We start from the raw sequence: 22,155 nt of genomic DNA on the forward strand, positions 1-22,155 counted from the left end.
CCATGATCGCGCGCATTGTCACATGGGCGGTCGAGAAGCGCTGGCTCGTCCTGCTTCTCACTGCCATCGCCACCGTAATCGGCGGCTATTCGCTTTACCGGCTCCCGATCGACGCGGTGCCGGATATCACCAACAATCAAGTGCAGATCAACGTCCGCGCACCTGCACTCTCGCCCGAGCTGGTCGAGAAGCAGGTGTCGTTCCCGATTGAAACCGCGCTAGCCGGCATTCCCGGCCTCGACAACACGCGCTCGCTCAGCCGCAACGGCTTCGCGCAAATCACTGCGGTGTTCGATGACTCGACGGATATCTATTTCGCCCGCCAACAGGTCGGCGAGCGGTTAGCAGGCGTCGCCGAGAACCTGCCCGACGGCGTGAATCCCGAGATGGGGCCGATCGCGACGGGTCTTGGCGAAGTCTATATGTGGACCGTTCGGCTCGATCACCGAAAGGATGACGAGCATCGGCCCGGAGAGCCGGGCCAGCAACCCGATGGCAGCTACATCACGCCGGAAGGCGAGCGGCTGACCACCGCGGAGGACAAGGCAACCTATCTGCGCACCGCGCAGGACTGGATTGTCACCCCGCTCCTGAAAAACACGAATGGGCTTGCGGGCATCGACTCGATCGGTGGCTATTCCAAGCAGTATCTGGTCGTCCCCGACGTCCAGAAACTCGCGTCGCTTAAGATCACACTTACTGAACTCGGCACCGCGCTCGAACGCAACAACACGAGCGTCGGCGGGGGGTTCGTCAACCGCAACGGCGAAGGCCTTGCGGTCCGCTCCGACGCGCTGGTGCGCAATGCGGCGGAACTCGCCCGAACCGTCGTCGCGACCCGCGAGGGCGTGCCGATCACGCTCGACCAGGTCGCGCGGGTCCGCAACGGGCAGGCGATCCGGATGGGGTCGGCATCGGAGAATGGTACAGAAGTGGTCGTCGGCACCGCAATTATGCGGATCGGCGAAAATAGCCGCAATGTCGCCACCGCAGTCGCCGACCGGCTCAAGGAGATCAATGCCTCGCTGCCGCCTGACGTCGTGGTGCAGCCGGTTCTCGATCGCACCGCGTTGGTCAATTCTACCATCAAGACTGTCGCCAAGAACCTCTCCGAGGGCGCGCTGCTGGTGATCGTCGTGCTGTTCCTGCTCCTCGGCAACTTCCGGGCGGCGCTGATCGCCGCGGCCGTCATCCCCGTGACAATGATGCTTACGGGCTTCGGAATGCTCCGCCTGGGCGTTTCGGCGAACCTTATGAGCCTCGGCGCGCTCGACTTCGGTCTTATCGTCGATGGCGCGGTCATCATCGTCGAAAATGCGCTGCGGCGTCTGGCCGAGCAGCAACATCACGAAGGCCGACTGCTGACCGTGAAGGAGCGGCTTGAAGCAGTGGCCACCGCAGCCCGCGAGATGATCCGGCCCTCGGTCTACGGACAGGCGATCATCATCCTCGTCTATGTGCCGCTGCTCACCCTCACCGGGGTCGAGGGCAAAACGTTCGTTCCGATGGCGCTCACCGTCATCATCGCCTTGTTGTTCGCCTTCGTGCTCTCTCTCACATTCGTGCCTGCGGCGATCGCCATCTGGCTGTCGAAGCGGGTTGAGGAAAAGGACGGAAGGATCATTAGCTGGCTCAAGGCCCGCTATGAGCCGAGCTTGGTAAAGGCGATGAAGCGACCCTCGCTCACGATCGGGGCGGGGATCGGCAGCCTCGTTGTGGCAGCGTTGGCTTTCACGACGTTGGGATCGGTGTTCCTTCCGCAGCTCGATGAGGGTGACTTGCTCATCCAGTCGCTGCGCATCCCGGCGACCTCGGTCCAGCAAAGCCAGGCTATGCAGGTGCCGATCGAGCAAATGGTGTCGAAGCAACCAGAAGTGCGGTTTGTCTTCTCGAAAACTGGCACGGCCGAACTGGCGTCGGACCCGATGCCGCCTAACGCGACCGACATGTTCGTCATCCTGAAGCCCCGCGATCAGTGGCCGGATCCCAAGCTGGCGAAGGCTGATCTGGTCGAACGTCTAGAGACGAAGCTGGGGAAAATCCCGGGCAACGCCTATGAGATCACGCAGCCGATCCAGATGCGGTTCAACGAGCTGATTGCCGGCGTGCGCGGCGACATCGCGGTCAAGGTGTTCGGCGACGACTTCGCTTCCATGAACCGCACTGCCGAGCAGATCGCCGGCGTCCTGCGCAAGACGCAAGGGGCAGCGGACGTGAAGGTCGAGCAAACGACGGGTCTTCCGATGCTTGATATTCGCGTCAATCGTGACGCGATGGCCCGGGTCGGCGTCACCGCGCAGGATGTGCAGGACACCATCACCGCCACGCTTGGCGGACGGGAATCCGGCATGATCTTCGAAGGTGATCGACGCTTCCCGGTGGTCATCCGGCTGTCCGATGCCGAGCGTGCCGATCTTGGGCTGCTCGAACAGGTGCAAGTGCCAGTGGCGGGCGGTGGCTATGTACCACTCTCCAGCGTCGCCAGCATTGGGGTGGTTGACGGGCCTAACCAGATCAGCCGCGAGAATGGCAAGCGCCGCGTCGTCGTCCAGGCAAACGTGCGTGGTCGTGACGTCGGCAGCGTGGTGGCGGACGCGCAGGCGGCCGTCGGGCAGGGCGTACGCCTGCCGGCGGGCAGCTATCTCGAGTGGGGCGGCCAATTCGAGAATCTGAAGTCGGCCAGCGAGCGGCTTCAGCTCGTGATCCCGGCCTGCTTCATCCTGATCCTACTGTTACTCTATGGGGCGTTGGGGTCAGCGCGCGATGCCGCGATCGTGTTCACCGGCGTGCCATTCGCGTTGGTCGGCGGTGTGCTGCTGTTGTTCGCGCGCGGGATGGACTTCTCGATCTCGGCCGCGGTGGGCTTTATCGCGCTGTCGGGCATCGCAGTCCTCAACGGACTTGTGATGGTCAGTTCGGTGCAGGATTTGATCCGGTCCGGGATGGACCGCGCAGAGGCGGCGCGCACAGGAGCGATCCAGCGCCTGCGCCCCGTCGTTATGACGGCGCTCGTCGCGAGCTTGGGCTTCGTGCCGATGGCGTTCGCCAGCGGCGCGGGCGCAGAGGTCCAGAAGCCGCTCGCCACCGTCGTAATCGGCGGTCTGATCTCGGCCACCCTGCTGACATTGTTCGTGCTTCCGACGCTTTACGCGCGGTTCGGTCAGCAAGCAGTGAAGGCTCAAGAACCGGACAAGGTGGAAGGCATCGAAGCGTCGCCGCAGCTCACATGATCGAGAAGGGGAGGGCGGCATCCGCTCTCCCCGCTTTGTCCAGAAAGGAGGAGTGAGGTGCCAATGATCGACAATGTTACGAGTCTGAAGGCATCGCCGCTGCGTGTTTGGTCGGTGCTCACCGATTTTGCGGGCCATTCGCAATGGAAGCCGGCCTTCCAGCTGTCGGGTGCAGCCACGCTTGGCGGTGACACAGCGTATACGTTCCGCATCGACCGCATCGATAAATCAGTAACCGCAAGGGCCGACATCACAAGTTTCGACAAGCCGGTGACATTTGCCTGGGTTGCGGGCGTCCCCAAGCTCCTAATGTTCGAAGAGGCGTATGCGCTCGAACGTGAGCCGACGGGCACGCGGTTGCGCCATACCCTGAGGTTTTCAGGACTGCTGGGGGACACGCTTGCGGCACTGATGCGCCGTAAGCTTCACGCCAGTCTCATTTGGTCAGATATCTGTCTTGAGCGCTATTTGCGGCGTCTGTCAGCCCAACCGAATCCCAACGTCAGGTCTTCACCCGCTCGTCATGGAGCCAAGGGAAGCAGGAGCAGGAGGCAGCGATGACATCGACTATTCGTTGGGCCACGAGACTCGCCTGCAGTGCGGCTTTGCCGTTGGCCGCGTGCTCGGAGCAGCCTCGCAAGGCGCCGCCAACCGAGCAGGAAATCCATGCGAACGACAGAGGAGACGCCAGCGGAACTCCGGGTCGCCATCCGTATCGATGCAGCGACGATCGCATGCTCCTTATCGACTTTAAGGATGCGGGACTTACCCTTGTGTTGCGAAGCGATCCGACCGCGGTGCCGACCGTCCTGACCGCGCCGTCTCAAGGTCTGCAATATGTCGGCGACGGAGTCAGCGCGACCTTCTCCGGTAGCGACATCAAGATCGAGGAAGCGGACAAGCTTCCTATCCTGTGCAGGAAGGCAACGAGCTTGTGACTAACCCACCCGCCACAGCGAGGCGCTGACAATGGCAGCGCTCAAATTTTCCATGATCCCCATGATCGCGATCATGATCGGTGCATTCATTGCCGGGTGGCGGCAGCCCGGCGCGAAATTGGTCGCGGCCATGCAGCACCTCGCAGCCGGCGTGGTGTTCGCCGCCGCTGCAACGGAGATACTGCCGCTGGTAATGCACGGTGGTTCTCCGACCGCAACTCTCATCGGCGGAGCGCTAGGAGTCGCTGTGATGCTTGGCCTGAAGGCGGCAGAAGGCCGGTTTGAGGGGCCGGTCGCGCTGCTAGCCGCGATCGGTCTCGATTTGGCCATCGACGGCTTGGTCCTCGGTCTTGCGTTCATCGCTGGTGAGAAGGCGGGTACGCTGCTGGCCGTCGCGCTGACTCTCGAAGTGCTGTTTCTCGCGCTCACCCTCACCAACGATCTGACAGGCCGGTATCGCAAGGCTAAGGCGATCGGCCTGACCTGTGCGCTGGCAGTGCTGGTGCCGATCGGCGCGCTTATCGCGCAGCCGGTGGCGTTGCTGACTCCGATATGGATCACTGGCTTCCTAAGCTTCGGCCTGATGGCGCTGCTCTACTTGGTCACCGAAGAACTGCTGGTCGAGGCGCACGAGACGCCAGACTCGCCACTAATCAGCGCGATGTTCTTCGTCGGCTTCCTGACCCTCCTGCTCATCGAGGAGATCATGGTATGACGGCTGCACCGAACGGCAAGGTTTCAGCCGAGCGACGCACGCTCTGGATCGTGCTGCTGCTCAACGCGGCGATCGCGGTTGGGTTTTTCGCCACCGGCCTAGCCGGCGATTCCAGCGCGCTTATCGCTAACGGCGTCGACAACTTGTCCGATACCGCGGTTTACGGGCTGAGCCTCGTCGCGCTGAGCCGCGGGATTAGGTGGAAGACGCGTGCTGCAACGGTCTCCGGCGTCATGCTGCTGATCTTTGCCGGCGGTATCTTGATCGACGTGGGTCGCCGCTACATCCAGGGCAGTGAACCGATCGGGCCGACTATGATGGTCATGTCGGCGATCGCCGGCGTCGTCAACTATCTCTGTTTGCGACTTCTGCAGCGGCTCAAGCAACCTGACGTGAACCTGCGTGCCGCGACCACGTTCAGCTTCAACGATTTCATCTCCAATGGCGGCATATTGATCGCCGGCGCGCTCGTGCTCTGGTTGGGGGCCAACTGGCCCGATCTTCTGGTCGGCCTGGCTACCGCGCTTATCGCGATCAAGGGCGGCATCGAAATCCTGCGCGATGCGCGGACAGAAACCAAGACCAATACGGAGACGGCGTGATGACCGAAAAGCTCGAACTCGACATTCCCGTCCTTCTGCCGGAAGTTCCAGATGCGGCCGATGCTTGTGTCGGCCGCCTTGTCTCGACTTTGAGCGCTAAACCCGGCGTCGAGCGTGCGCATGTCCTGCCAGCTGATGGCGATACGCCGGCAAAACTGTGCATCCATTTCGACAGTGACGCCTTACCGTTGTCACGCGTGCGCGACATAGTGCGGGCGGCAGGTGCCGAGCTCAGCGGACGTTACGGCCATGCAACATGGCAGGTCGAGGGTATCGGCCATGAGCGCCGCGCCCGTACAGTTGGCGAAACCCTGTGCCGGGTGCCCGGCGTGCTGCAGGCCGATGCCAGCGCCTCGGGTAGTGTCCGGGTGGAATATGACAAAGAGCGCGCGGACGAACGGGCGATCCTGGCCGCGCTGGGCAAGCTCAACGTCAAACCCGGGAAGCGGACTGGATCGGATCAGACCGTCGACCATTCTGGGCACGCGCATGGAAGTGGCGGCCATGCCGGAGGCGCGGAGAAGCATGGGCCGGGTGATGGACATGATCACGCACACGCCAATTTCCTTGGTCCCAACACTGAGCTGATCTTCGCGGTTGCGTGCGGCGCAATGCTGGCGATCGGGTTCGGAATCGAGAAGCTGGTAGCGGGCGCGCCGGACTGGCTGCCCACCGCCTTCTATATCGGCGCCTATGTGTTCGGCGGCTTCTTCACGCTGCGCGAGGCGATCGACAATCTGAAGCTCAGGAAATTCGAGATCGACACGCTGATGCTTGTGGCAGCTGCCGGAGCCGCTGCGCTCGGCGCTTGGGCGGAAGGCGCCCTGCTGCTTTTCCTGTTTAGCCTTGGCCATGCGCTTGAACATTATGCGATGGGCCGCGCAAAGCGCGCGATTGAGGCGCTGGCGAAACTCGCGCCTGAAAAAGCGACCGTGCGCCGCGACGGGCAGACTGCGGAGATTCCTGTTGAGGAACTGGTGGTCGGCGACGTTGTGATTGTCCGTCCGAACGAGCGCTTGCCCGCCGACGGCTTCATCACCAGCGGCTCGAGCGCGATCGACCAGGCCCCCGTTACAGGCGAGAGCATCCCCGTCGACAAGGAACCTGTTGCCGATGTCGAGGCCGCGCGTGCGAAGCCCGATGCAGTCGAGGCGACGTCGCGGGTGTTCGCGGGCACGATTAATGGCGGCGGCGCGATTGAAATCGAGGTGACACGGCGTTCCAACGAAAGTGCGCTTGCCAAGGTTGTGAAGATGGTGAGCGAAGCGGAGACGCAAAAGTCTCCCACTCAGCGCTTTACCGATAGGTTCGAGCGTGTCTTCGTGCCAGCTGTGCTGGCCCTCTCGTTTCTTCTTCTCTTTGCGTGGGTTGTGGTCGACGAGCCGTTCCGCGACAGCTTTTATCGCGCGATGGCGGTGCTGGTCGCCGCCAGCCCCTGCGCGCTGGCCATCGCCACCCCAAGCGCGGTGCTGTCCGGGGTTGCAAGGGCCGCACGCGGCGGCGTGTTGGTGAAGGGCGGTGCGCCGCTTGAAAACCTAGGCTCGCTTAAGGCAATCGCGTTCGACAAGACCGGCACCCTAACCGAAGGTCGTCCCCGTATCACCGATGTCGTGCCCGTCGATGGCGCAACCGAGGAGGATCTACTGATGCTCGCCGTTGCGGTCGAAGCCTTGAGTGATCACCCGCTGGCACAGGCGATAGTGAAGGATGGACGCGAGCGGCTAGGCGGGCGCGAGCTGCCGAGCGCGACCGCTCTTAAAAGCCTGACCGGACGCGGTGTCACTGCAACCGTCGATGGAGAGACAGTGTGGATCGGCAAGGCCGAGATGTTCGGCGTGGAAGGCATCCCTACGCTAAACGCGGCCGCGACTGATGCCATTGCCACGCTGCGCGAGGGTGGGCGCACCACGATGGTGGTGCGGAAGGGCGAGCGGGACATTGGCGCAATCGGGCTCATGGACACACCCAGAGAGGCAGCGAAGGTGGCGCTCAAGCGCCTCCATGACATGGGCGTCACGCGCATGATCATGATCTCTGGAGATCACCAGAAGGTGGCTGATGCCATCGCTAGGGAGGTTGGTATCGACGAGGCATGGGGCGACTTGATGCCGGAGGACAAGGTCGCTGCAATCAAGAAACTGGCGGGTGAGGACAAGGTTGCGATGGTCGGCGACGGCGTTAACGACGCGCCAGCCATGGCCAGTGCGACGGTCGGTATCGCCATGGGCGCTGCGGGTTCGGACGTGGCGTTGGAAACCGCTGACGTCGCGCTGATGGCCGACGATTTGGCACATCTTCCGTTTGCAGTGGGTTTGAGCCGCCACACTCGCGGCATCATACGGCAAAATGTCTTCGTCAGCCTCGGGGTAGTGGCGTTTCTTGTACCCGCTACGATCCTCGGGCTAGGTATAGGCCCGGCGGTAGCGATGCACGAAGGCTCGACTCTACTGGTCGTCGTCAACGCTCTTCGCCTGCTCGCTTATCGCGATCCGGCGAGGCAGGCGGCATGACCGCTGATCGCTACGACGCCCTCGTCGTCGGCGGCGGCCCTGCCGGCCTCACAGCCGCAATCTACCTTGCCCGTTATCATCGCCGCGTTGTCGTGGTCGATGACGGGCACAGCCGTGCAAAATGGATACCCCTCTCCCACAATCATGCCGGCTTCCCGGAAGGGATAGGCGGGGAGGATCTGCTAGCCAGGATGCGCAAGCAGGCCGAGCAATATGGCGCGGTGATCGTCAACGACCGCCTCATCGCCCTTGAGGGTGGCGATGACGTGTTCGTGGCGCGCGGCAGAGATATTGCAGTTACCGCTCGCGCCGTCTTGCTGGCAACCGGCGTCGAAAACAGGCGCCCGAAAATGGATGCTGCCACACATCGCGACGCCCTCGCGAGCGGCTTGCTGCGCTATTGTCCTGTCTGCGATGGATATGAAGCTTCCGGACAGGCGATCGGGGTGATCGGGGCCAATCGTCACGGGGTTGCAGAGGCGCTGTTCCTCACGACCTACTCCGATGACGTAACGCTCCTCGTTTATGAAACTATGGAACTCAACGGGACGGATCGCGCCGACCTTTGGCGTGCCGGGGTGAAGGTGAATGAAAGCCCGCTTGAAGAGCTCGAGTTCGGAGGACGCGCTACGGCCCGGCTGCGTGATGGAACCGCTTGCCGTTTTGACACTATCTATCCCGCGCTAGGATCGGACAGCAACCACTCGCTCGCGCTGCAGCTTGGCATCGAACTGAGCGATGGTCGCTGCATCCTTGTCGATACCAAGCAACGCACCAGCGTCGCGGGCGTGTACGCAGCCGGCGATATTGTCATGTCGCTCGATCAGATCAGCGTCGCAATGGGCCACGCCGCAATAGCAGCAACGGCCCTTCACAATGATCTGCGCGACCACGACGGAAACGGCCCGGCTTCATGAAATGGTGGATCCTATACGTTTTCAACGGGAGATTTGCGGAGACCAAGCTGTTTTTGTCGGCCGACATGGCAACGACGGGTTCACGCCTGCCCGATGATGATAGGGCCGAAGGAGGCGGGCCGTATGCGTATTGAAATTAGCTCTCTTTATGAGATTGGATCTCACCTCATAAATCTGGGTGCCGCTTATGGTCTTGCTCTTCCTATTGGATGGGACCGGGAAACTGAAGAGCGTAGTGCCGGGATTCGGACTTTCCCTTTGGTCGCGGTGGCCAGCTGCGGATTTGTGCTTATTGCAATCGCGGTTCTTGGCAAAGAGTCGGCTGGCCAAGCTCGAATTCTAGAAGGCTTGATCACCGGCGTGGGATTCATCGGTGGAGGGGCTATCCTCAAGCATGGGGGGCAAGCTTCTGGCACAGCAACCGCTGCGAGCCTTTGGGCAACTGGCGCCCTGGGAGCCGCCGTGGGATACGGGCTCTATGATATAGCGGCATTCCTCGGCCTGATGACCTTTATGACGCTCCGCGGTTCCCGCCATCTAAAAAAGGCTGCTAACATCCAACAGTAATTGAGCCTGTACAACAACAAGTCCTGCATATGTGCATCACATCGGTTCTTTACGCGCTATGAGCGAGGTTCACCTCCTTTTGCAATGTGCGTGCGCCCCATGAGGGGAAGTCCGAAAGGGATCGTGTTCGGCACCCGGGGATAATCCTGCATCTTACCGGAGGTGTCACGGACAGCAATGTTTGGGGGGATTCCGCCCGTGACATTCCATTGGTATCGGAGAGGGTTCGAGCTGAGAAGGGTTCAAGTGGGAAGGTGCAAAATAATCCTCCGCAAAAGGCACTTGCCACGACCTGTTGGTTCAGTCCGTGGATCCGATCTGGCGCGGTCACAAGTTGCCTAACGCGATTGGCAATGGCCAGCCAGGTCGACACGCCGTCATCGCCTCCGCTCTCCGTAAGGCTATGGACCCGCTCCAACAGGAATGACGCAACGTCGTCTCCTTCGGTTTGGCGTCGGTACATAGAACGGACCCAGATATACGCTAAGGCCCGACAGCCCCGCTCATGGTGTCTGAAAAAACCTGTTTGTCGCCAGTCATGACGGCAACCGGGTTTTCCGTCATCTGGTTGCTCGATGACCTCGATTGGGACATTCCTGCCGTTCCGAATCCAAATACTGAACGGCAGCTCTTGCGGTAAGCCGCCATCCCTCGCAGTTTCTTCGATCTCAAGACCTGCTCGGTTGCCGGCACGTAGGTTACGGCATTCCCCTGTCGAGCCGCTCCCCAAGTGCAAGCTCGGAAGGTATAGATAGGCAAAATCGCGATCAAAACTAGTCGAGTTAAGTCCTGCTTCGCGCTACTGGTGGGCGGCCACGTGAGGGCCGCCGAGATTTCGAATGCAGATGGATGAAACAGGAACCGGAGAAGCCTCCCAAAGATGAAGTCAGCAGCTCGAGCCCGGTCGGGCGCGGGGGTGCAGGCACTTACATTGAGGGTGAGCTTGGCGCTTATTATCTGCTTCAGATGTTGGCTGGCAGCGAAGCGCGTGGTCTCCCCGATGCCGTGATCAAACGGGTTCAGTTCCAGGGCGTGGATGAAGGCTATGCGCTTGACGATCTGATCGTCCACGCGGCGTCGAAAAGCGGAAGCTCGGTTCTCGAAATCCAGTCCAAGCGCACCGCCACCTTCGCGCCGAAGGACGCGATTTTCATCAACCTGTGCGAACAGATCGCGCGCACCGCGCCGGACAGTCCGCCGACCGACCGGCACCTCCTGGCTGCCGCGACCCAGCGCACCAGTTTTGCGATCTCCGGCCCGTATCAGGATGTGCTCGCCTGGGCGCGCGCCGCGAGTTCCGGGGCTCAATTCTTCGCCCGGCTTGCGCTTAATGGCGTGGCCAGCCCGAAAATGCGCAATTTCGGCCAAGCGTTCCGGACCCATCTCGTCGCGCATGGGATCGCGGACGACGACGAGGTGATCTGGAATATCATCCGACGCTTCCTGATCCTAGAGTTCGACTTTGAATCCGGCGCACCACAGGCGCGGGACTATGCGCTCATGCTGGCGCGGCAGGTGCTCGCGCCCGAAGATGCCGGCCGCGCCGAAGGGCTCTGGAGCGATCTGATCGCGGTGGCCATCAAGACCGGCACGACCGGTGGATCGCTCACGCGCGAGGTGCTGATCGACACGGTGACGGCGCACGGCTTTCGCCTCGCCGGCGACCGGAACTTTTCCCTGGCCCGCGGCAAGCTTGCGGAGTTGTCGCGCCACGCACTCATGGACATCGGCACGAGCGTCGGCGGGATCACCCTGCCTCGCCTGGGCGCTGTGGCGGCGATGGAAGAGGCGCGCGACGCGCACCGCTTCATCGAAATCACCGGCGATCCCGGCGTCGGCAAATCCTGGGTGCTGCGTCATTTTGCCGAGAGGCAAGCGCGCGAAGGCCAGGTCATCGTCCTTGATCCGATTACAACGCCCGACGGGGGCTGGTCGGCGCTCTCGGAGCGGTTGGGCGTCCCGGGGACCGCCGGGGAATTTCTCGGCGATATCGCGGCCAGCGGCGGCGGGATCCTGTTCATCGATGGGCTCGAGATGTTCGCGACAGCGGAGCGGCGCCGCACGGTCAACGACGTCCTGCGGGAAATCGCCGGTATCGAGGGGTTCTCGGTCGTTGTCTCGACGCGGCCCGACCTCGGCGTCGAGGACTGCAGCTGGCTCGCCGAAGACGCCATCGCCAGGCTCGGCGCCCCGCATCGCGTATTCGTGGGTGAGCTCGACGAGGACGAGGTCGCGGTTCTGGTCGAGATGGCGCCGGAATTGCACGCCCTGCTGTCGCCGGACCATCCAGCCGCTCCGATCGCCCGCAATCTGTACCGGCTGACCCGGCTGCTGAAGGTGCCGAGCACGGTCGACATCCGCACGGAGGCGGCGCTGGCGCACCATTGGTGGGACAGCGCCGACGGGGCGGAGCCGAAAGACAAGCGCGCGGCCCAACGCCTGCTCGCCGGACTGGCCGAAGCGGCGCTCGGCGGCCGCGACACAATCGATGTCGCCACCGATTCGGATGCACGCACGCATTTGTTGGACAGCCGGAGCCTGAGCGAGCCGCACCGCGACAAGCTGGGTTTCCGCCATGACGTGCTGCGCGACTGGGCGATCGGCGCGCGCCTCCATGAGAACATCACCCTGCTCGATGGCGTCGACCTGACGGTGCAGCCTTCGCCGCGCCTCGCGCGCGGTATCGAGTTTGCCGGCCGGTTTGCGTTGGAGAGGGCAACAAACGGCGCGGTATGGCAGGCGCTCCTTGAGGCTCTGGCGCGCCCTGGCGCGCATGCAGCGTGGCGTCGGCAAGCGCTCCTCGCCATCGTGAGGTCGGAACTGTCGGCCGAGCTGCTCAACCGATGCTCCGACACGTTGCTTGCGCAGGGCGGTGCGCTCCTCATCGAACTCTGCACCGCGATCATAGCCGTGGAAACGATGTCGGCGGCGGCGCTGTTCGCACGGATCAAGGCCCAGGGGTTCGAGGTTCCCGAAGGCACGACGTCCCTTCGTGCGGCATCCTCACCATCGGCGCCCGCGATGCTGATGTGGTGTTTGGACCATCAGGCGCAGATCCCGGTTCACGCTATCGCGTCCGTGGTCAAACTCGTGGAGATCCAGTTCTTCCTCGCAATGACCATTTCCGCTTACGGACAAGCGGCCGCCGGGATGCTGTTTGATTGGCTGTTGCAGCTCGATGTGCGAGAGACGGCGATCGCGATCCCGTCGCCGGCGGACGCCCCGAGGATGCAGGGTGAAGCGCGCTCGCGCATGATCGAGGATCTTCGCAGCATGACGCTGCTGCTCGCGGCCAACGCGCCGGAGAAGGCAAAGGCCTATCTGCGGGCGGTGGCGGGCGAGAACGACACTTACAAGGTCAAGGCGATCCGGCTGTTCAGCAAGGCTCTAGCGAGCGTCGCGCCCGCAGAACTTGCGGCGCTCATCGAAGCCAGCCTCATCGAGAATCCGCGCAAGGGACGGTCTCGCCGCGAGTCAATGGGCCGCGTCTTCGGTTTCGCGGATAGCGATTACATGCCGGCGTCACCAGCACAGACCCCGTTTCTCGATCTGCTCGATGCCAATCAGCAAATCGGACTTGCGCTCATTCGCACGCTCGTCGCAGCGGCAGTCGACGGTCATGCCGCTGGCAAGGCGACCGAGACCAATGGCTTCACGGTCGTCGTCGACGGTACGCCGCGGTTCTTCCCTTGGGTCCAGACCTATTTCTGGTCACGGCAGTTTCAGGCACCGGAATCCTCGGTCGGCTCCGCCCTCAAGGCCCTCGAAGCTTGGTCGCATGAGCGGCTCGAGCGCGGCGAGGATGTCGCCACGGTGCTGCAGGACATCCTCGGGCCGGAGGGAAGCTGCGCTGCCTATCTCGTGGTCGCGATCGACGTCCTCATGTCCCATTGGCCCGCGACGCGCGACGCGCTCGTTCCGTTTGTGGCCAACCCGCATATCCTCGCCAGCGATCGCGACCGCGCGTCGATCGAGATGTTCGGAGACATGATGGCTTTCCAGAAAGAGCCGAGCGGCCGCGTGCGGCTCGCCGATCTTGCAAAACGCGGCTCCCGCCGCTTCACCCTCGAGCAACTGATGTTCTCCTATTCCGGGAACGACGATGCCAGTTCCGCCGTCCGGCGGCTTCTTGCCCAAGCGGTCGATGAACTCGGACCTTGTAACGAGAGCGATACTTTTCGCGATCCAACGTTCATGGGAGCGCATGCGCTGAACCTATTGGACCGGGCCAACTGGGTCGAGGTCGACGGCCTATTTAGCTTCGTGCCGCCGCCCGCCGAAGCCGAGCATCTAGCGCGCCTCGAAACCGCAAGCCGCGCGCTCGCCTTGTCGAGTGATATCGAGGCGAGAATCCAGCTCGCGACCAACGATCCGGCGAGAGGCTCGGCGGAGACCGCACGACAAGCGGCGGAGCATGCGGCGGGCGATCTGCCCGACGACCGCGACGAAGATTATCTAAAAGCACGGTCCACCCGCCTCATTGCCACCGCCATGCTGGTCGCGCGCGACGGCGATGACGCCCTTCTCGCCGAACATGAAGCCTGGGTCAGGGCAGTCATAGATATCGCTCTGATTGAGGAGGTGGACGCCTACGGCTCCGGCGAGACACTCGGCTTCAACCGGCCCGGGATGGCGATTTGCGCGCTTGTTCATCTCTGGCATCGTCGCAAGGTGACGGCAGATCGCGATCGGATCGTGGAAGCCGCCGTGCGAGGCGACAGGGCAGCGATACCGGCGTTCACCGCGGCCCGGGCGACGATCGATCACGCTGATCCGCGGCTCATCAAGTCGGCGATCCGGATGGCGTTCGCCCGTCGCCGCTATCGGTGGCACCCCTATGATGATGATCCCGCCGATGAGGTCGCCTATGAGACAGAGCGCGCGCGTCAGGACAGGGAGGCGGTTTCTGCCGAGATCGCATGGCTGGACGGCGGGCCCGAGCCTGAGTGGCCAGCGCTGCTAGACGAAAGACCCTTTCTGCGGAACAGTCCGCGCGCGATCCTCTCGCGCGACGGGGCGCGGATCGAGTTCGAACAGGACGAGGCAGAGGAGAGTTGGGCGCCGCGCTCGAAAAAGGCATCGATCCATGTCGAGACGCAAGGCATTGCGAAGTGGCTCGCGCTTTTGAATCGCGAGGCGTGCCCGAGGCCGGCGTGGTTCGGCGAGATTGTCGATACCTATGCGCCGTGGTCGGCGCGGCTCAACGCTCATGGCTATCCCGCCGACGCCGAGCTCGACCGATCGCCTGACGACTGGAACCAGCAATTCTATCTGCTGGTCGCCGCAGTCATCATGGATTCGGCGCATGACCGGCTCGATGCTATCCTGACGCCGATCCTGGAACTTCCCGACCGCTCGTTCTGCGACGTCGCCGACACGCTCACACGCGCGGCCGATGCCTCCTACTTCAATGATCGGGGGCGCCCGCCCAATCGCGCCCTCACGATCCGGCGGCAGCTGGTGACGCGCACCATAGCTCTCGATCGCTGGTCCCGGCACCGCCGACCGGGCGACCTGAGCATCGACCTTGAATCAGGTCCGACGATCGCCGTGATGCTGATGAATGAATATGTCTTCGGTTCGGGCAGTCAGAGTTATCTCGTTCCAGCCATCTTCGACCGGATCGATCCGCTGCTCGAAGCGCTGCGCCCCATGATGCCGGGCGGGCCGACCGCCTTTGTGGCGCTTTGCACGATGAACACTCTCCTGATTGGGCCGACCGCGCGTCACCTCGACTTCCTTCTCTTCGCCATCGAATCCTGGCTAGAGGCCACGGCGGGCGACCGGGCGATGTGGCATGAACTGGCGATCGGCCGAAAGGTCGCGCAGTGGTTCGAAAGTGCGTCGAAGGGCGACCCGTCGCTCTATTACCACGATCATGGGCAGCGCCTGCGGATCGACGCCATGCTCGGGAGACTTGTCAGCCTTGGCGTGTCAGAAGCCCATGAGCTCGAGCTGAAGTTAGAGGCGGCGCGTAACGGCCCGGCCCAAAGCCGTCTGCGAGACGCATGAACGCAGGGCGTCTTCTGGCAAGGAGCTCACAGCACCTCGATGAGGGGGCCTTCCTTGCGCATCAGCGATAGGTAGTCACCGCCATTGAGAATGAGCGCACCCTTGCCGATACGCGTGGCGAGCGCGCCGAAGCTTCGCGCGACGGTGGCGCGCGCGGACACACTGTCGGTCGCCAACATACCGGCCTCAAGCTCGACGGGATCGTTGAAACGGAGATGGATCCTCCTGGCCTCGGCCGACTGTTCGAGGCAGGCGCGGCGGAAGATCGAGTAGAAGCTCAGGTCTCCGAACTGGACGAGACGAAAGGCCACCATGCTTCTCACGAGCGGGAGGCTGATGTCGCGGTCGGTTTCGAAATCGAAAGTGGGCGTGCCGGCGGCGCCGGCGATCGCGAAATTGACGACCTCGTCATGCGCGGCAAACACGTCGGCGGCGCGCATTGGCGGATTATCGTCGGGGCTGCAGCAGCTTCGGAGATATCCCAAGGCGTCGTCCAACCAGACGAAAATCTCACGGTCCTCGATTGCGACAGGAGGGCAGGTCGTCTCGAGCGGCTCGTCCTGGTCGTCGAGCATAAGCGAAACCGTGCAGCGCTCGCCCGAGATCACCATGAACCGCGCAAGATTCTGGAGGTGATCGAAAGGGTGAACATCGGTGCCGCGGAACTGGTAGCTGATGTTGAGCTCGGGGCCGCGCAGGACAGCGCTTATGGTCGGTGAGGTGAAGGTCGCGCGGACCGTCTCCAACGGGAGATTGTCCATGGCGAACTTGCGGACCTCGCCGGCGAAGGTGGCGGCTTGGCCGGCCGCGTTCTGAAAGGTGAGCTGCCCGGGTTGCGGAATGGCGTCGAGGTTGAAGATGGTGGGCTTGCCGGCGAAAAGCGGTGAAACGATGTCGAACCGCTTGTCGCCAAAGATGATCTCGACGTCGGCCGGGCTTGTCGGCAGTCCGACGGCGGCATCGATCAGCTTTTGGACGTCGTCGAAGGGGATCGTCACCGTGCCGCCGAAATGGCCTTCGTCGAAGCCCAACTCGCGGGTCAACTGGCGCTTCTGGTTGGCATAGTCGTGCTGGTCGGTGTCGCCGATCGAGCGTATCCACGGCAGAAGATCATCGGTGCGATCGTCGGCTTCGTCGAAGGCGATCGACAAGCGGAGACGATGGAGATCCGTCTTACCGTCGCGCTGCGCTTCCCGGGCGCGGCGCAGGGCGGCCTCGATCAGCGGCTTGTCGAAGTGACGGGCGTAGATCCTCTCCTCGCTATGGTCGCTGTTGCGCCACCAGAGCGTGATGAAGCACGGATCCGGCTCATTGGCGAACCGGAGCGCATTGCTCAATTTGACGCTCGTGGTCGGCTTTCCATCGGTCTTGGACTTACCTGAACCCGCACCGTGGCGTTCCCCGGTTGCCGATCGTGCGGGAGGCCATGGACCCTTTCGCGAGCAAACTCGACCATATAGTCCCAACCCTCGCGATCCTGGATCGAGGGGTTCTTGGTGACATTGGCGATGTCGCAGAGGACCTCGAATGACGACTGGGCATAACTCGAGAAGTTTTGCGCGAATGCCGGCACGTCGTGAATCTTCCTCGGAGATAGGCAGGACAAAGGTAAGCAGCGGGCGACGGGCAGGCAATCGGTTACTGCGTCCTTATGGCCAACATTGTGCCCGGGGGCGGGCCTGCTCCCGCATCGGTCAGTCTTCCGCGTGACAGGTATCGATGAGAGAGGCGAGGGATGGCCCCGCGCGATCGAACGTCGTCATATCGATCAGCTTGCCGCCATGATCGCGCGCGACGCGCAGCGGGCCGGCCTTCTTGAGGTCACGGGTCAGGACGACAGATGCGAGCGACGCCGCGCCAAGGGCCGCATCGCCCTCGTTATGGCTAAGCTGGCTGTTACGGGTCGGCTTTCCGATCAGAAAGGGCTCTCGGATCGCAGCGTAGAATGCGCGCGCATCTTCAGACTGGAACGTGCCGAAGCCGAAGCCGCCGCGCCGCTGTGGACCCTTTTGGGTGGTGAAGCCGAAGACGGCGGAGACCTTGACGGAGGCGTCTCGCATCTGCTCCCGGATGTACGCCTTCAGAGCGACCTTGTCCGGCCGATCGGGGATGGCGGCGATTTCGATTTCGATCTCGCGCGGCACGAATAGCGCAAAGCGCGTGACGGGAAGTTCGGCAGCCAGATCGAAGCCGAGGGCAAAGAACTGATCCCAGACATTGCTGTCGATGGTGACGGCCACGCGGCCGTCCGCGCGGGCGGTATAAGGCAATTGGACCTCGAAGTCATGGTAGCAAGCTCGGGATTGCTGCGCAGCTGTCTATAGGGCGAAAGTCGAAGAGAAGCGAAGCTGTTCAGTCCGGCGTTTTCTTCTTCTGCCGGTTCGACCTTGCTAATTTCAGTGTCTGAGGCGACGCCCGAAATGATGAGCCACCGCTTCGCAGAGCCTTATCGGCAGCTTTCGGCGTGAGCTGCCGTACGGAGCGTTGGATCGGAATGGCGAATTTTGGTCGGCAGCTGCGGACTGCACCGCGTCAGAAGTGGACGTTCCCGACCTCAGTTCACACCCCGAAAGCTGCCTTGCAGGCGCAGTGCGGCGCTCAGCGCCTCCGACCCAAGAATTGACCAACGCTAAGGCAAGTTCGAACATCAGCTCCGCGGGACATTGCGGGCACTCAAGCCCGCATGTGCCATCTGCATCAATCCTCAAACTTTTGCGCATCCATCGTTTTGATGAAACGTAGCAGGGCGGTCACGCTGTCATAGATGAACTTCGCTTCATCCATCGAGACAAGGCTTTCATTGTCGTGCGCAAAGGACTTGTTGTTCCGAATCTCGTTCATCGACTCGAAAGTGGAAATGGAACTCTTGATGATGCGGTCCGACATTTCCGTGAGGTTTCGTGATGCTTTCAGTGCCTTAGCATATTTCCCCACTCTGGCGTGCAGGGCGTCATTTTCGCCACAGGGCTCACCCCCGTGTTTGACTACAAGGGACGCGAAGCGCTTCATGCAATACGTATGCAGTCGGTCCAATCCAGCATTTGGACGGCCAGCGTCCAAGTCCCTGCGGATCGCAGCGACTAATTCTTGAAGGGTTTCATTTGCCTCGAATGCTTCTATCCCCGTTGAATCAACTACGTGCTCTTCCCCTTCGAACTTGCCAACTATCTTGAAATAGACTTCTCTCAAACGATCCTCGCGTGGCCCGCTGCTGCCTAGGATGTTGTTCTCCCGGTACTCCCAGAGCGCACGTAGCGCACGAGCGACAAGGTGAGGTTGCGCTCGTGCTATAAATGACCGCAGGCGCTTGGCTTTCGAAGTGCCATAGGCTGAAAACAACGAAGATCCGGGCGGGGCATCAGGATCGACACCAACTTCTGTGCAGAAGAAATCCCCAAAAGTGCGATCTGAAAAATCCAAAACGTAGCCCGACTGCATATTAAGCGCTTCTTCGAACACGGCGCGGTCAAGCCGCGTGATAAGCGTTTCGTAACTCTGCATCTTTTCTATGCCCCTTCGCCTACCCATTTGGTCCGGAGTATTGCCAGCTACGAGCGATTAGGCCAGCGGCAGCTGCATCTAGGTTGACTGTCCGCTCAGGGCCGAACGCGACTATGCCCCTATCGAGCGTGAATGTCTGCTTCACCAATTTTTAGCGATTTTCGGTTTCGTCATGCCTGCTCGGTCTCGATGGTGGCGTGGCTGATATTGGGGAAAGGGGAGGGCGGATTGGGTTACTCCTCCGGGGCTTCCTCGGTACGGTCGTGTAGTTCACCGATATACCTATAGAGCGTTTGCCGGGAGACATTGTAATGGCGGGCGAGGGCCGCTTTGCCTTCTCCGGACGCAAGCCGCAGCAGCAGCTCGGCAACCGTATCGTTGGAGAGAGACCTTTTCCGTCCTCTATAGGCGCCGCGTTTTTTGGCCAGGGCGATCCCCTCACGCTGACGCTCGTTGATGAGGGCGCGCTCGAACTCCGCAAATGCGCCCATGACCGAGAGCATGAGGTTGGCCATCGGAGAATCCTCGCCTGTGAAAGCAAGATGCTCTTTCACAAACTCAATCTTGATGCCGCGTGCAGTCATCGACTGAACCAGTCGGCGTAGGTCATCGAGGTTGCGCGCAAGGCGATCCATACTGTGAACGACCAGCGTGTCACCCTCGCGGATGAATGAGAGCAGAGCTTCCAACTGGGGGCGGCTAGCGTCCCGACCGGATGCCCGATCTATAAACGTCCGATCTACGTCCACGCCCTCGAGCTGTCGGTCAACGTTCTGGTCGACCGAACTGACCCGGATGTAGCCGACCCTCTGCCCCTTCACACAAAAACTCCAAATATGTCACGTTAGAGTCTAAGATGTGGTCAGTCATATGTCAAACAATTGCGAAATTGGTGCTAAAGTGACATCTTTCCGACAAGAGCCGTTACGTAAGGATAGGGTACACCCTAGAATGACAGTCTCGAACTGCGGGTATTTTTAGGCCTTTTGAGTGGGAGACCAAATTGTTAGTGGCGGCGGTCGCATAGAAATGCCATAATTTCGAACGTGGCATAATAGGTGCGGTACAACTATGGGAAAAGCGGTCGATATTCGTGTTGCACAGAATGGACGCATGGTTCTGCCACGGGCGGTGCGGGAAGCGCTGGGCATGGTGGACGGCGGAACTGTCGTTCTTTCAATTGAAGGCGACGAGGTAAAGCTGACATCGATCCGAAGGAGCATTGTGCGGGCGCAGGAACTCTACCGCCAGCATGTCAAAGACGATGGCACAGTCGCCGACTTTCTGGCCGAGCGTCGCGTTGAAGCTGCGGCGGAGCAGTAAGGAATGGCGAGTGTCGTGTTCGACGCGTCAGCGCTCCTGGCGTTGCTGCGTGATGAGCCGGGCGCTGACGTCGTGGCCTCGCACATGGGTGACGGTCTGATTTCCGCAGTCAATTTGCAGGAGGTCATCAAAGCTCTGCTGCGTCGCGGTATCGGGATCGAAGTGGTCCGCGAGATGATCGACGCACTCCATCTCGATGTTCGGCCCCACAAGATTGAGGATGCCTTTGCTGCGGGGGAGCTTTATCTTTCGACTGAAAAGTACGGCAGTGGCCTGGGTGATCGCAGCTGCATGGCCCTTGCGATATCGGAGAAGCTGCCGGCCCTGACCGCCGACAAGGAATGGTCAAAGGTCAAGGTGAAGGGTTTGAAAGTTATGCTGGTCCGCTAGGTGCAGACTTGAGCAGGTGTAAGGTGGCACCATCTTGCTCACCGCTAAACCAGCGAGCAAGCGCCGCTTCGAACAGCGGGCCGCCGCCGGCATTGATGAACAAGGTGAGACTTGAGCGCAATTTCATAGCGTCGATCTCGCCAAATACGGCTTCGGGGTTCGCCGCGGTCAAATCCTGAACTGCCGCGACGCACTCCTCAAGCCGTCGTCCCAAAAGCGGATGCGCGAGATAGGCTTGAGCTTCGGCAATCGACCTGATGGCATAGCGCTCCGCTATGTCACTCCGGCCCAGGCCGGCCAGTTGCGGGAAGATGTACCACATCCAGTGGGAGCGTTTACGGCCACGCCGAATTTCGGCGATTGCCGTTTCAAAAGCGGCAGTTTGGGCTTCAATAAAGCGGTCGAGGTCAAAGGGAATGGTCATGCCGTCCCCTAGCATGCGTTCCTTACTTCCCTTCCCCATTCCGCACCTTCTTCGCCTGCGCGTCGAGGCGATCGGCCGCGATGTCCGCGTTCACTCGCATCTGGTCGCCTTGCTTTTCCAGCGCATCGGCCTTGGCTTCCTGCACCTCCTGAGCCGCCTGCAGGGATCGATCCAATGCCCGACCGCGAACCTCATTCATCCCTTCGCCCACCTGTGTGCTGTTGTTGGCAAGAGCGGACGCGCGGTCTTGAGCCTGGCCCGCGGTCTCATTTGGCCCGTCGCACGCGCCAAGGCCGAGCGCGGAGGCTATGGCGAAGACAACCCCGAGCCTGGAGAATGCGTTGATCATTTAATGTTCCTCTCGATCCCATAACGCAGCGAGGCCATGATGTTTGCAGGCCACGCTCAGATTGACTGCGAGAATCACTGGAGCGGTAGTGATTCAAAAGATCAGTTGGACCGGCGCCGAGCGACGCTGGTTTAATGGCGCCATGATGACGCTGCCCACTCAATTGGTCGAATGGCGCTGTGACCTCGAAGCAGTCGACGACGGTTGGAACATCGCCCGCGCCTACAGTGTCAGCGTGACCCAAGATCTGTTTGGCCAATGGATCGTGGATCTGAGGTGGGGGAGGATCGGTACTTTAGGAACGGGGCTGAAGCTTACATTTGAGAGCGACAGCGCCGCCCGCCGGTTGGAGCACGTACTTTGGCTCGTCGCGCATCCGCGCCCCGTCGCATTGGCGTTCCATATAGAGGCTGCTGACAACCAAGGGTTGTGAGCCCGGCGGTTGGGGACCTGATGCCGGGCTCTATCAGTGCTATTGCGCCGACATTCTTCAGAACGGCTGGCGAGCGCCGACTTTTAGCCGCTCATTGGGTAAAGCCACATTCGCATGAAACCATCGGGTAGTGGTGGGTCGGTCGGAATTGGGGTGCACTCATGTCGCTTCTTATGCGAAATGGGGCCATGGCTACCCTGCGAAACACGATCACCTTCCGATGCAAGAAATGCAAAACTAATGG

18 protein-coding genes are annotated in these 22,155 nt (G+C 61.5%); 12 read left to right on the forward strand and 6 right to left on the reverse strand.

Annotated features, from left to right (window positions below; translation table 11 throughout):
• Window positions 1–2: 2 nt before the first annotated feature.
• From QMG56_RS13285 to QMG56_RS13325, 9 genes are all read left to right on the forward strand, one after another.
• Window positions 3–3,230 carry an efflux RND transporter permease subunit gene (locus QMG56_RS13285; RefSeq protein WP_230189206.1) on the forward strand — a complete coding sequence of 1,076 codons (3,228 nt, stop codon included), beginning with the start codon at window positions 3–5 and terminating at the stop codon, window positions 3,228–3,230.
• Window positions 3,231–3,293: 63 nt separating this feature from the next.
• Window positions 3,294–3,791 carry an SRPBCC family protein gene (locus tag QMG56_RS13290; RefSeq protein WP_230189207.1) on the forward strand — a complete coding sequence of 166 codons (498 nt, stop codon included), beginning with the start codon at window positions 3,294–3,296 and terminating at the stop codon, window positions 3,789–3,791.
• A 173-nt stretch (window positions 3,792–3,964) separates the two neighbouring features.
• Window positions 3,965–4,168 (forward strand): hypothetical protein, encoded by a 204-nt coding sequence (locus tag QMG56_RS23360; protein WP_309298563.1) that lies wholly within the window; start codon window positions 3,965–3,967, stop codon window positions 4,166–4,168.
• A 31-nt stretch (window positions 4,169–4,199) separates the two neighbouring features.
• Window positions 4,200–4,883 carry a ZIP family metal transporter gene (locus QMG56_RS13300; protein WP_230189209.1) on the forward strand — a complete coding sequence of 228 codons (684 nt, stop codon included), beginning with the start codon at window positions 4,200–4,202 and terminating at the stop codon, window positions 4,881–4,883.
• Window positions 4,880–5,485, forward strand: coding sequence for a cation transporter (locus tag QMG56_RS13305; protein WP_230189210.1), 606 nt, complete (start codon window positions 4,880–4,882; stop codon window positions 5,483–5,485). Before QMG56_RS13300 ends, QMG56_RS13305 begins: the two co-directional genes overlap by 4 nt.
• Complete coding sequence (locus QMG56_RS13310) at window positions 5,485–7,995, forward strand: heavy metal translocating P-type ATPase (RefSeq protein WP_230189211.1); 2,511 nt, start codon at window positions 5,485–5,487, stop codon at window positions 7,993–7,995. Before QMG56_RS13305 ends, QMG56_RS13310 begins: the two co-directional genes overlap by 1 nt.
• The gene (locus QMG56_RS13315) at window positions 7,992–8,912 is read left to right on the forward strand and encodes an NAD(P)/FAD-dependent oxidoreductase (protein WP_230189212.1); all 921 of its coding nucleotides are present in this window, start codon (window positions 7,992–7,994) and stop codon (window positions 8,910–8,912) included. Before QMG56_RS13310 ends, QMG56_RS13315 begins: the two co-directional genes overlap by 4 nt.
• A 123-nt stretch (window positions 8,913–9,035) precedes the next feature.
• A complete protein-coding gene (locus QMG56_RS13320; protein WP_375713693.1) occupies window positions 9,036–9,479 on the forward strand; it encodes an MgtC/SapB family protein in 444 nt (147 codons plus the stop codon).
• Window positions 9,480–10,328: 849 nt separating this feature from the next.
• Window positions 10,329–15,491 carry an AAA family ATPase gene (locus QMG56_RS13325; RefSeq protein WP_230189215.1) on the forward strand — a complete coding sequence of 1,721 codons (5,163 nt, stop codon included), beginning with the start codon at window positions 10,329–10,331 and terminating at the stop codon, window positions 15,489–15,491.
• 26 nt (window positions 15,492–15,517) lie between these two features.
• Here the strand turns inward: QMG56_RS13325 and QMG56_RS13330 are convergent, their stop codons facing one another.
• From QMG56_RS13330 to QMG56_RS13345, 4 genes are all read right to left on the reverse strand, one after another.
• Window positions 15,518–16,828: a hypothetical protein gene (locus tag QMG56_RS13330; protein WP_230189216.1), complete on the reverse strand. Its 1,311-nt coding sequence runs from the start codon at window positions 16,826–16,828 to the stop codon at window positions 15,518–15,520.
• Between the two features lie 357 nt (window positions 16,829–17,185).
• The gene (locus QMG56_RS13335) at window positions 17,186–17,761 is read right to left on the reverse strand and encodes a hypothetical protein (RefSeq protein ID WP_281822839.1); all 576 of its coding nucleotides are present in this window, start codon (window positions 17,759–17,761) and stop codon (window positions 17,186–17,188) included.
• A gap of 427 nt (window positions 17,762–18,188) precedes the next feature.
• Complete coding sequence (locus QMG56_RS13340) at window positions 18,189–18,992, reverse strand: abortive infection family protein (RefSeq protein WP_230189220.1); 804 nt, start codon at window positions 18,990–18,992, stop codon at window positions 18,189–18,191.
• A gap of 233 nt (window positions 18,993–19,225) precedes the next feature.
• The gene (locus QMG56_RS13345; protein WP_281822840.1) at window positions 19,226–19,813 is read right to left on the reverse strand and encodes a recombinase family protein; all 588 of its coding nucleotides are present in this window, start codon (window positions 19,811–19,813) and stop codon (window positions 19,226–19,228) included.
• Window positions 19,814–20,063: 250 nt separating this feature from the next.
• Here QMG56_RS13345 and QMG56_RS13350 point away from each other — a divergent pair, with 250 nt between their 5' ends.
• Window positions 20,064–20,315, forward strand: a complete 252-nt coding sequence (locus QMG56_RS13350) for an AbrB/MazE/SpoVT family DNA-binding domain-containing protein (protein WP_375713694.1) — start codon at window positions 20,064–20,066, stop codon at window positions 20,313–20,315.
• A 3-nt stretch (window positions 20,316–20,318) separates the two neighbouring features.
• Window positions 20,319–20,705: a type II toxin-antitoxin system VapC family toxin gene (locus tag QMG56_RS13355; RefSeq protein WP_281822842.1), complete on the forward strand. Its 387-nt coding sequence runs from the start codon at window positions 20,319–20,321 to the stop codon at window positions 20,703–20,705.
• Here QMG56_RS13355 and QMG56_RS13360 read toward each other — a convergent pair.
• On the reverse strand, window positions 20,689–21,129 hold the full coding sequence (locus tag QMG56_RS13360) for a DUF1810 domain-containing protein (RefSeq protein ID WP_281822843.1): 441 nt from the start codon (window positions 21,127–21,129) through the stop codon (window positions 20,689–20,691). The two genes, QMG56_RS13355 and QMG56_RS13360, sit on opposite strands and share 17 nt — an antisense overlap.
• Before the next feature lie 22 nt (window positions 21,130–21,151).
• Complete coding sequence (locus QMG56_RS13365; protein ID WP_281822844.1) at window positions 21,152–21,478, reverse strand: hypothetical protein; 327 nt, start codon at window positions 21,476–21,478, stop codon at window positions 21,152–21,154.
• Between the two features lie 88 nt (window positions 21,479–21,566).
• Between QMG56_RS13365 and QMG56_RS13370 the strand changes: the two genes are divergently transcribed.
• Window positions 21,567–21,911: a WGR domain-containing protein gene (locus tag QMG56_RS13370; protein ID WP_281822845.1), complete on the forward strand. Its 345-nt coding sequence runs from the start codon at window positions 21,567–21,569 to the stop codon at window positions 21,909–21,911.
• Window positions 21,912–22,155 lie beyond the last annotated feature (244 nt).

Source organism: Sphingobium sp. BS19 (assembly GCF_027925545.1).
Lineage (GTDB): Bacteria > Pseudomonadota > Alphaproteobacteria > Sphingomonadales > Sphingomonadaceae > Sphingobium.

Excerpts from the sequence above, each read along its gene's own strand:
- QMG56_RS13285 (WP_230189206.1), top strand. The coding sequence starts at position 3 with ATGATCGCGCGCATTGTCACATGGGCGGTCGAGAAGCGCTGGCTCGTC.
- QMG56_RS13290 (WP_230189207.1), top strand. The coding sequence starts at position 3,294 with ATGATCGACAATGTTACGAGTCTGAAGGCATCGCCGCTGCGTGTTTGG.
- QMG56_RS23360 (WP_309298563.1), top strand. The coding sequence starts at position 3,965 with ATGCTCCTTATCGACTTTAAGGATGCGGGACTTACCCTTGTGTTGCGA.
- QMG56_RS13300 (WP_230189209.1), top strand. The coding sequence starts at position 4,200 with ATGGCAGCGCTCAAATTTTCCATGATCCCCATGATCGCGATCATGATC.
- QMG56_RS13305 (WP_230189210.1), top strand. The coding sequence starts at position 4,880 with ATGACGGCTGCACCGAACGGCAAGGTTTCAGCCGAGCGACGCACGCTC.
- QMG56_RS13310 (WP_230189211.1), top strand. The coding sequence starts at position 5,485 with ATGACCGAAAAGCTCGAACTCGACATTCCCGTCCTTCTGCCGGAAGTT.
- QMG56_RS13315 (WP_230189212.1), top strand. The coding sequence starts at position 7,992 with ATGACCGCTGATCGCTACGACGCCCTCGTCGTCGGCGGCGGCCCTGCC.
- QMG56_RS13320 (WP_375713693.1), top strand. The coding sequence starts at position 9,036 with ATGCGTATTGAAATTAGCTCTCTTTATGAGATTGGATCTCACCTCATA.
- QMG56_RS13325 (WP_230189215.1), top strand. The coding sequence starts at position 10,329 with ATGAAACAGGAACCGGAGAAGCCTCCCAAAGATGAAGTCAGCAGCTCG.
- QMG56_RS13340 (WP_230189220.1), bottom strand. The coding sequence starts at position 18,992 with ATGCAGAGTTACGAAACGCTTATCACGCGGCTTGACCGCGCCGTGTTC.
- QMG56_RS13350 (WP_375713694.1), top strand. The coding sequence starts at position 20,064 with ATGGGAAAAGCGGTCGATATTCGTGTTGCACAGAATGGACGCATGGTT.
- QMG56_RS13355 (WP_281822842.1), top strand. The coding sequence starts at position 20,319 with ATGGCGAGTGTCGTGTTCGACGCGTCAGCGCTCCTGGCGTTGCTGCGT.
- QMG56_RS13360 (WP_281822843.1), bottom strand. The coding sequence starts at position 21,129 with ATGACCATTCCCTTTGACCTCGACCGCTTTATTGAAGCCCAAACTGCC.
- QMG56_RS13365 (WP_281822844.1), bottom strand. The coding sequence starts at position 21,478 with ATGATCAACGCATTCTCCAGGCTCGGGGTTGTCTTCGCCATAGCCTCC.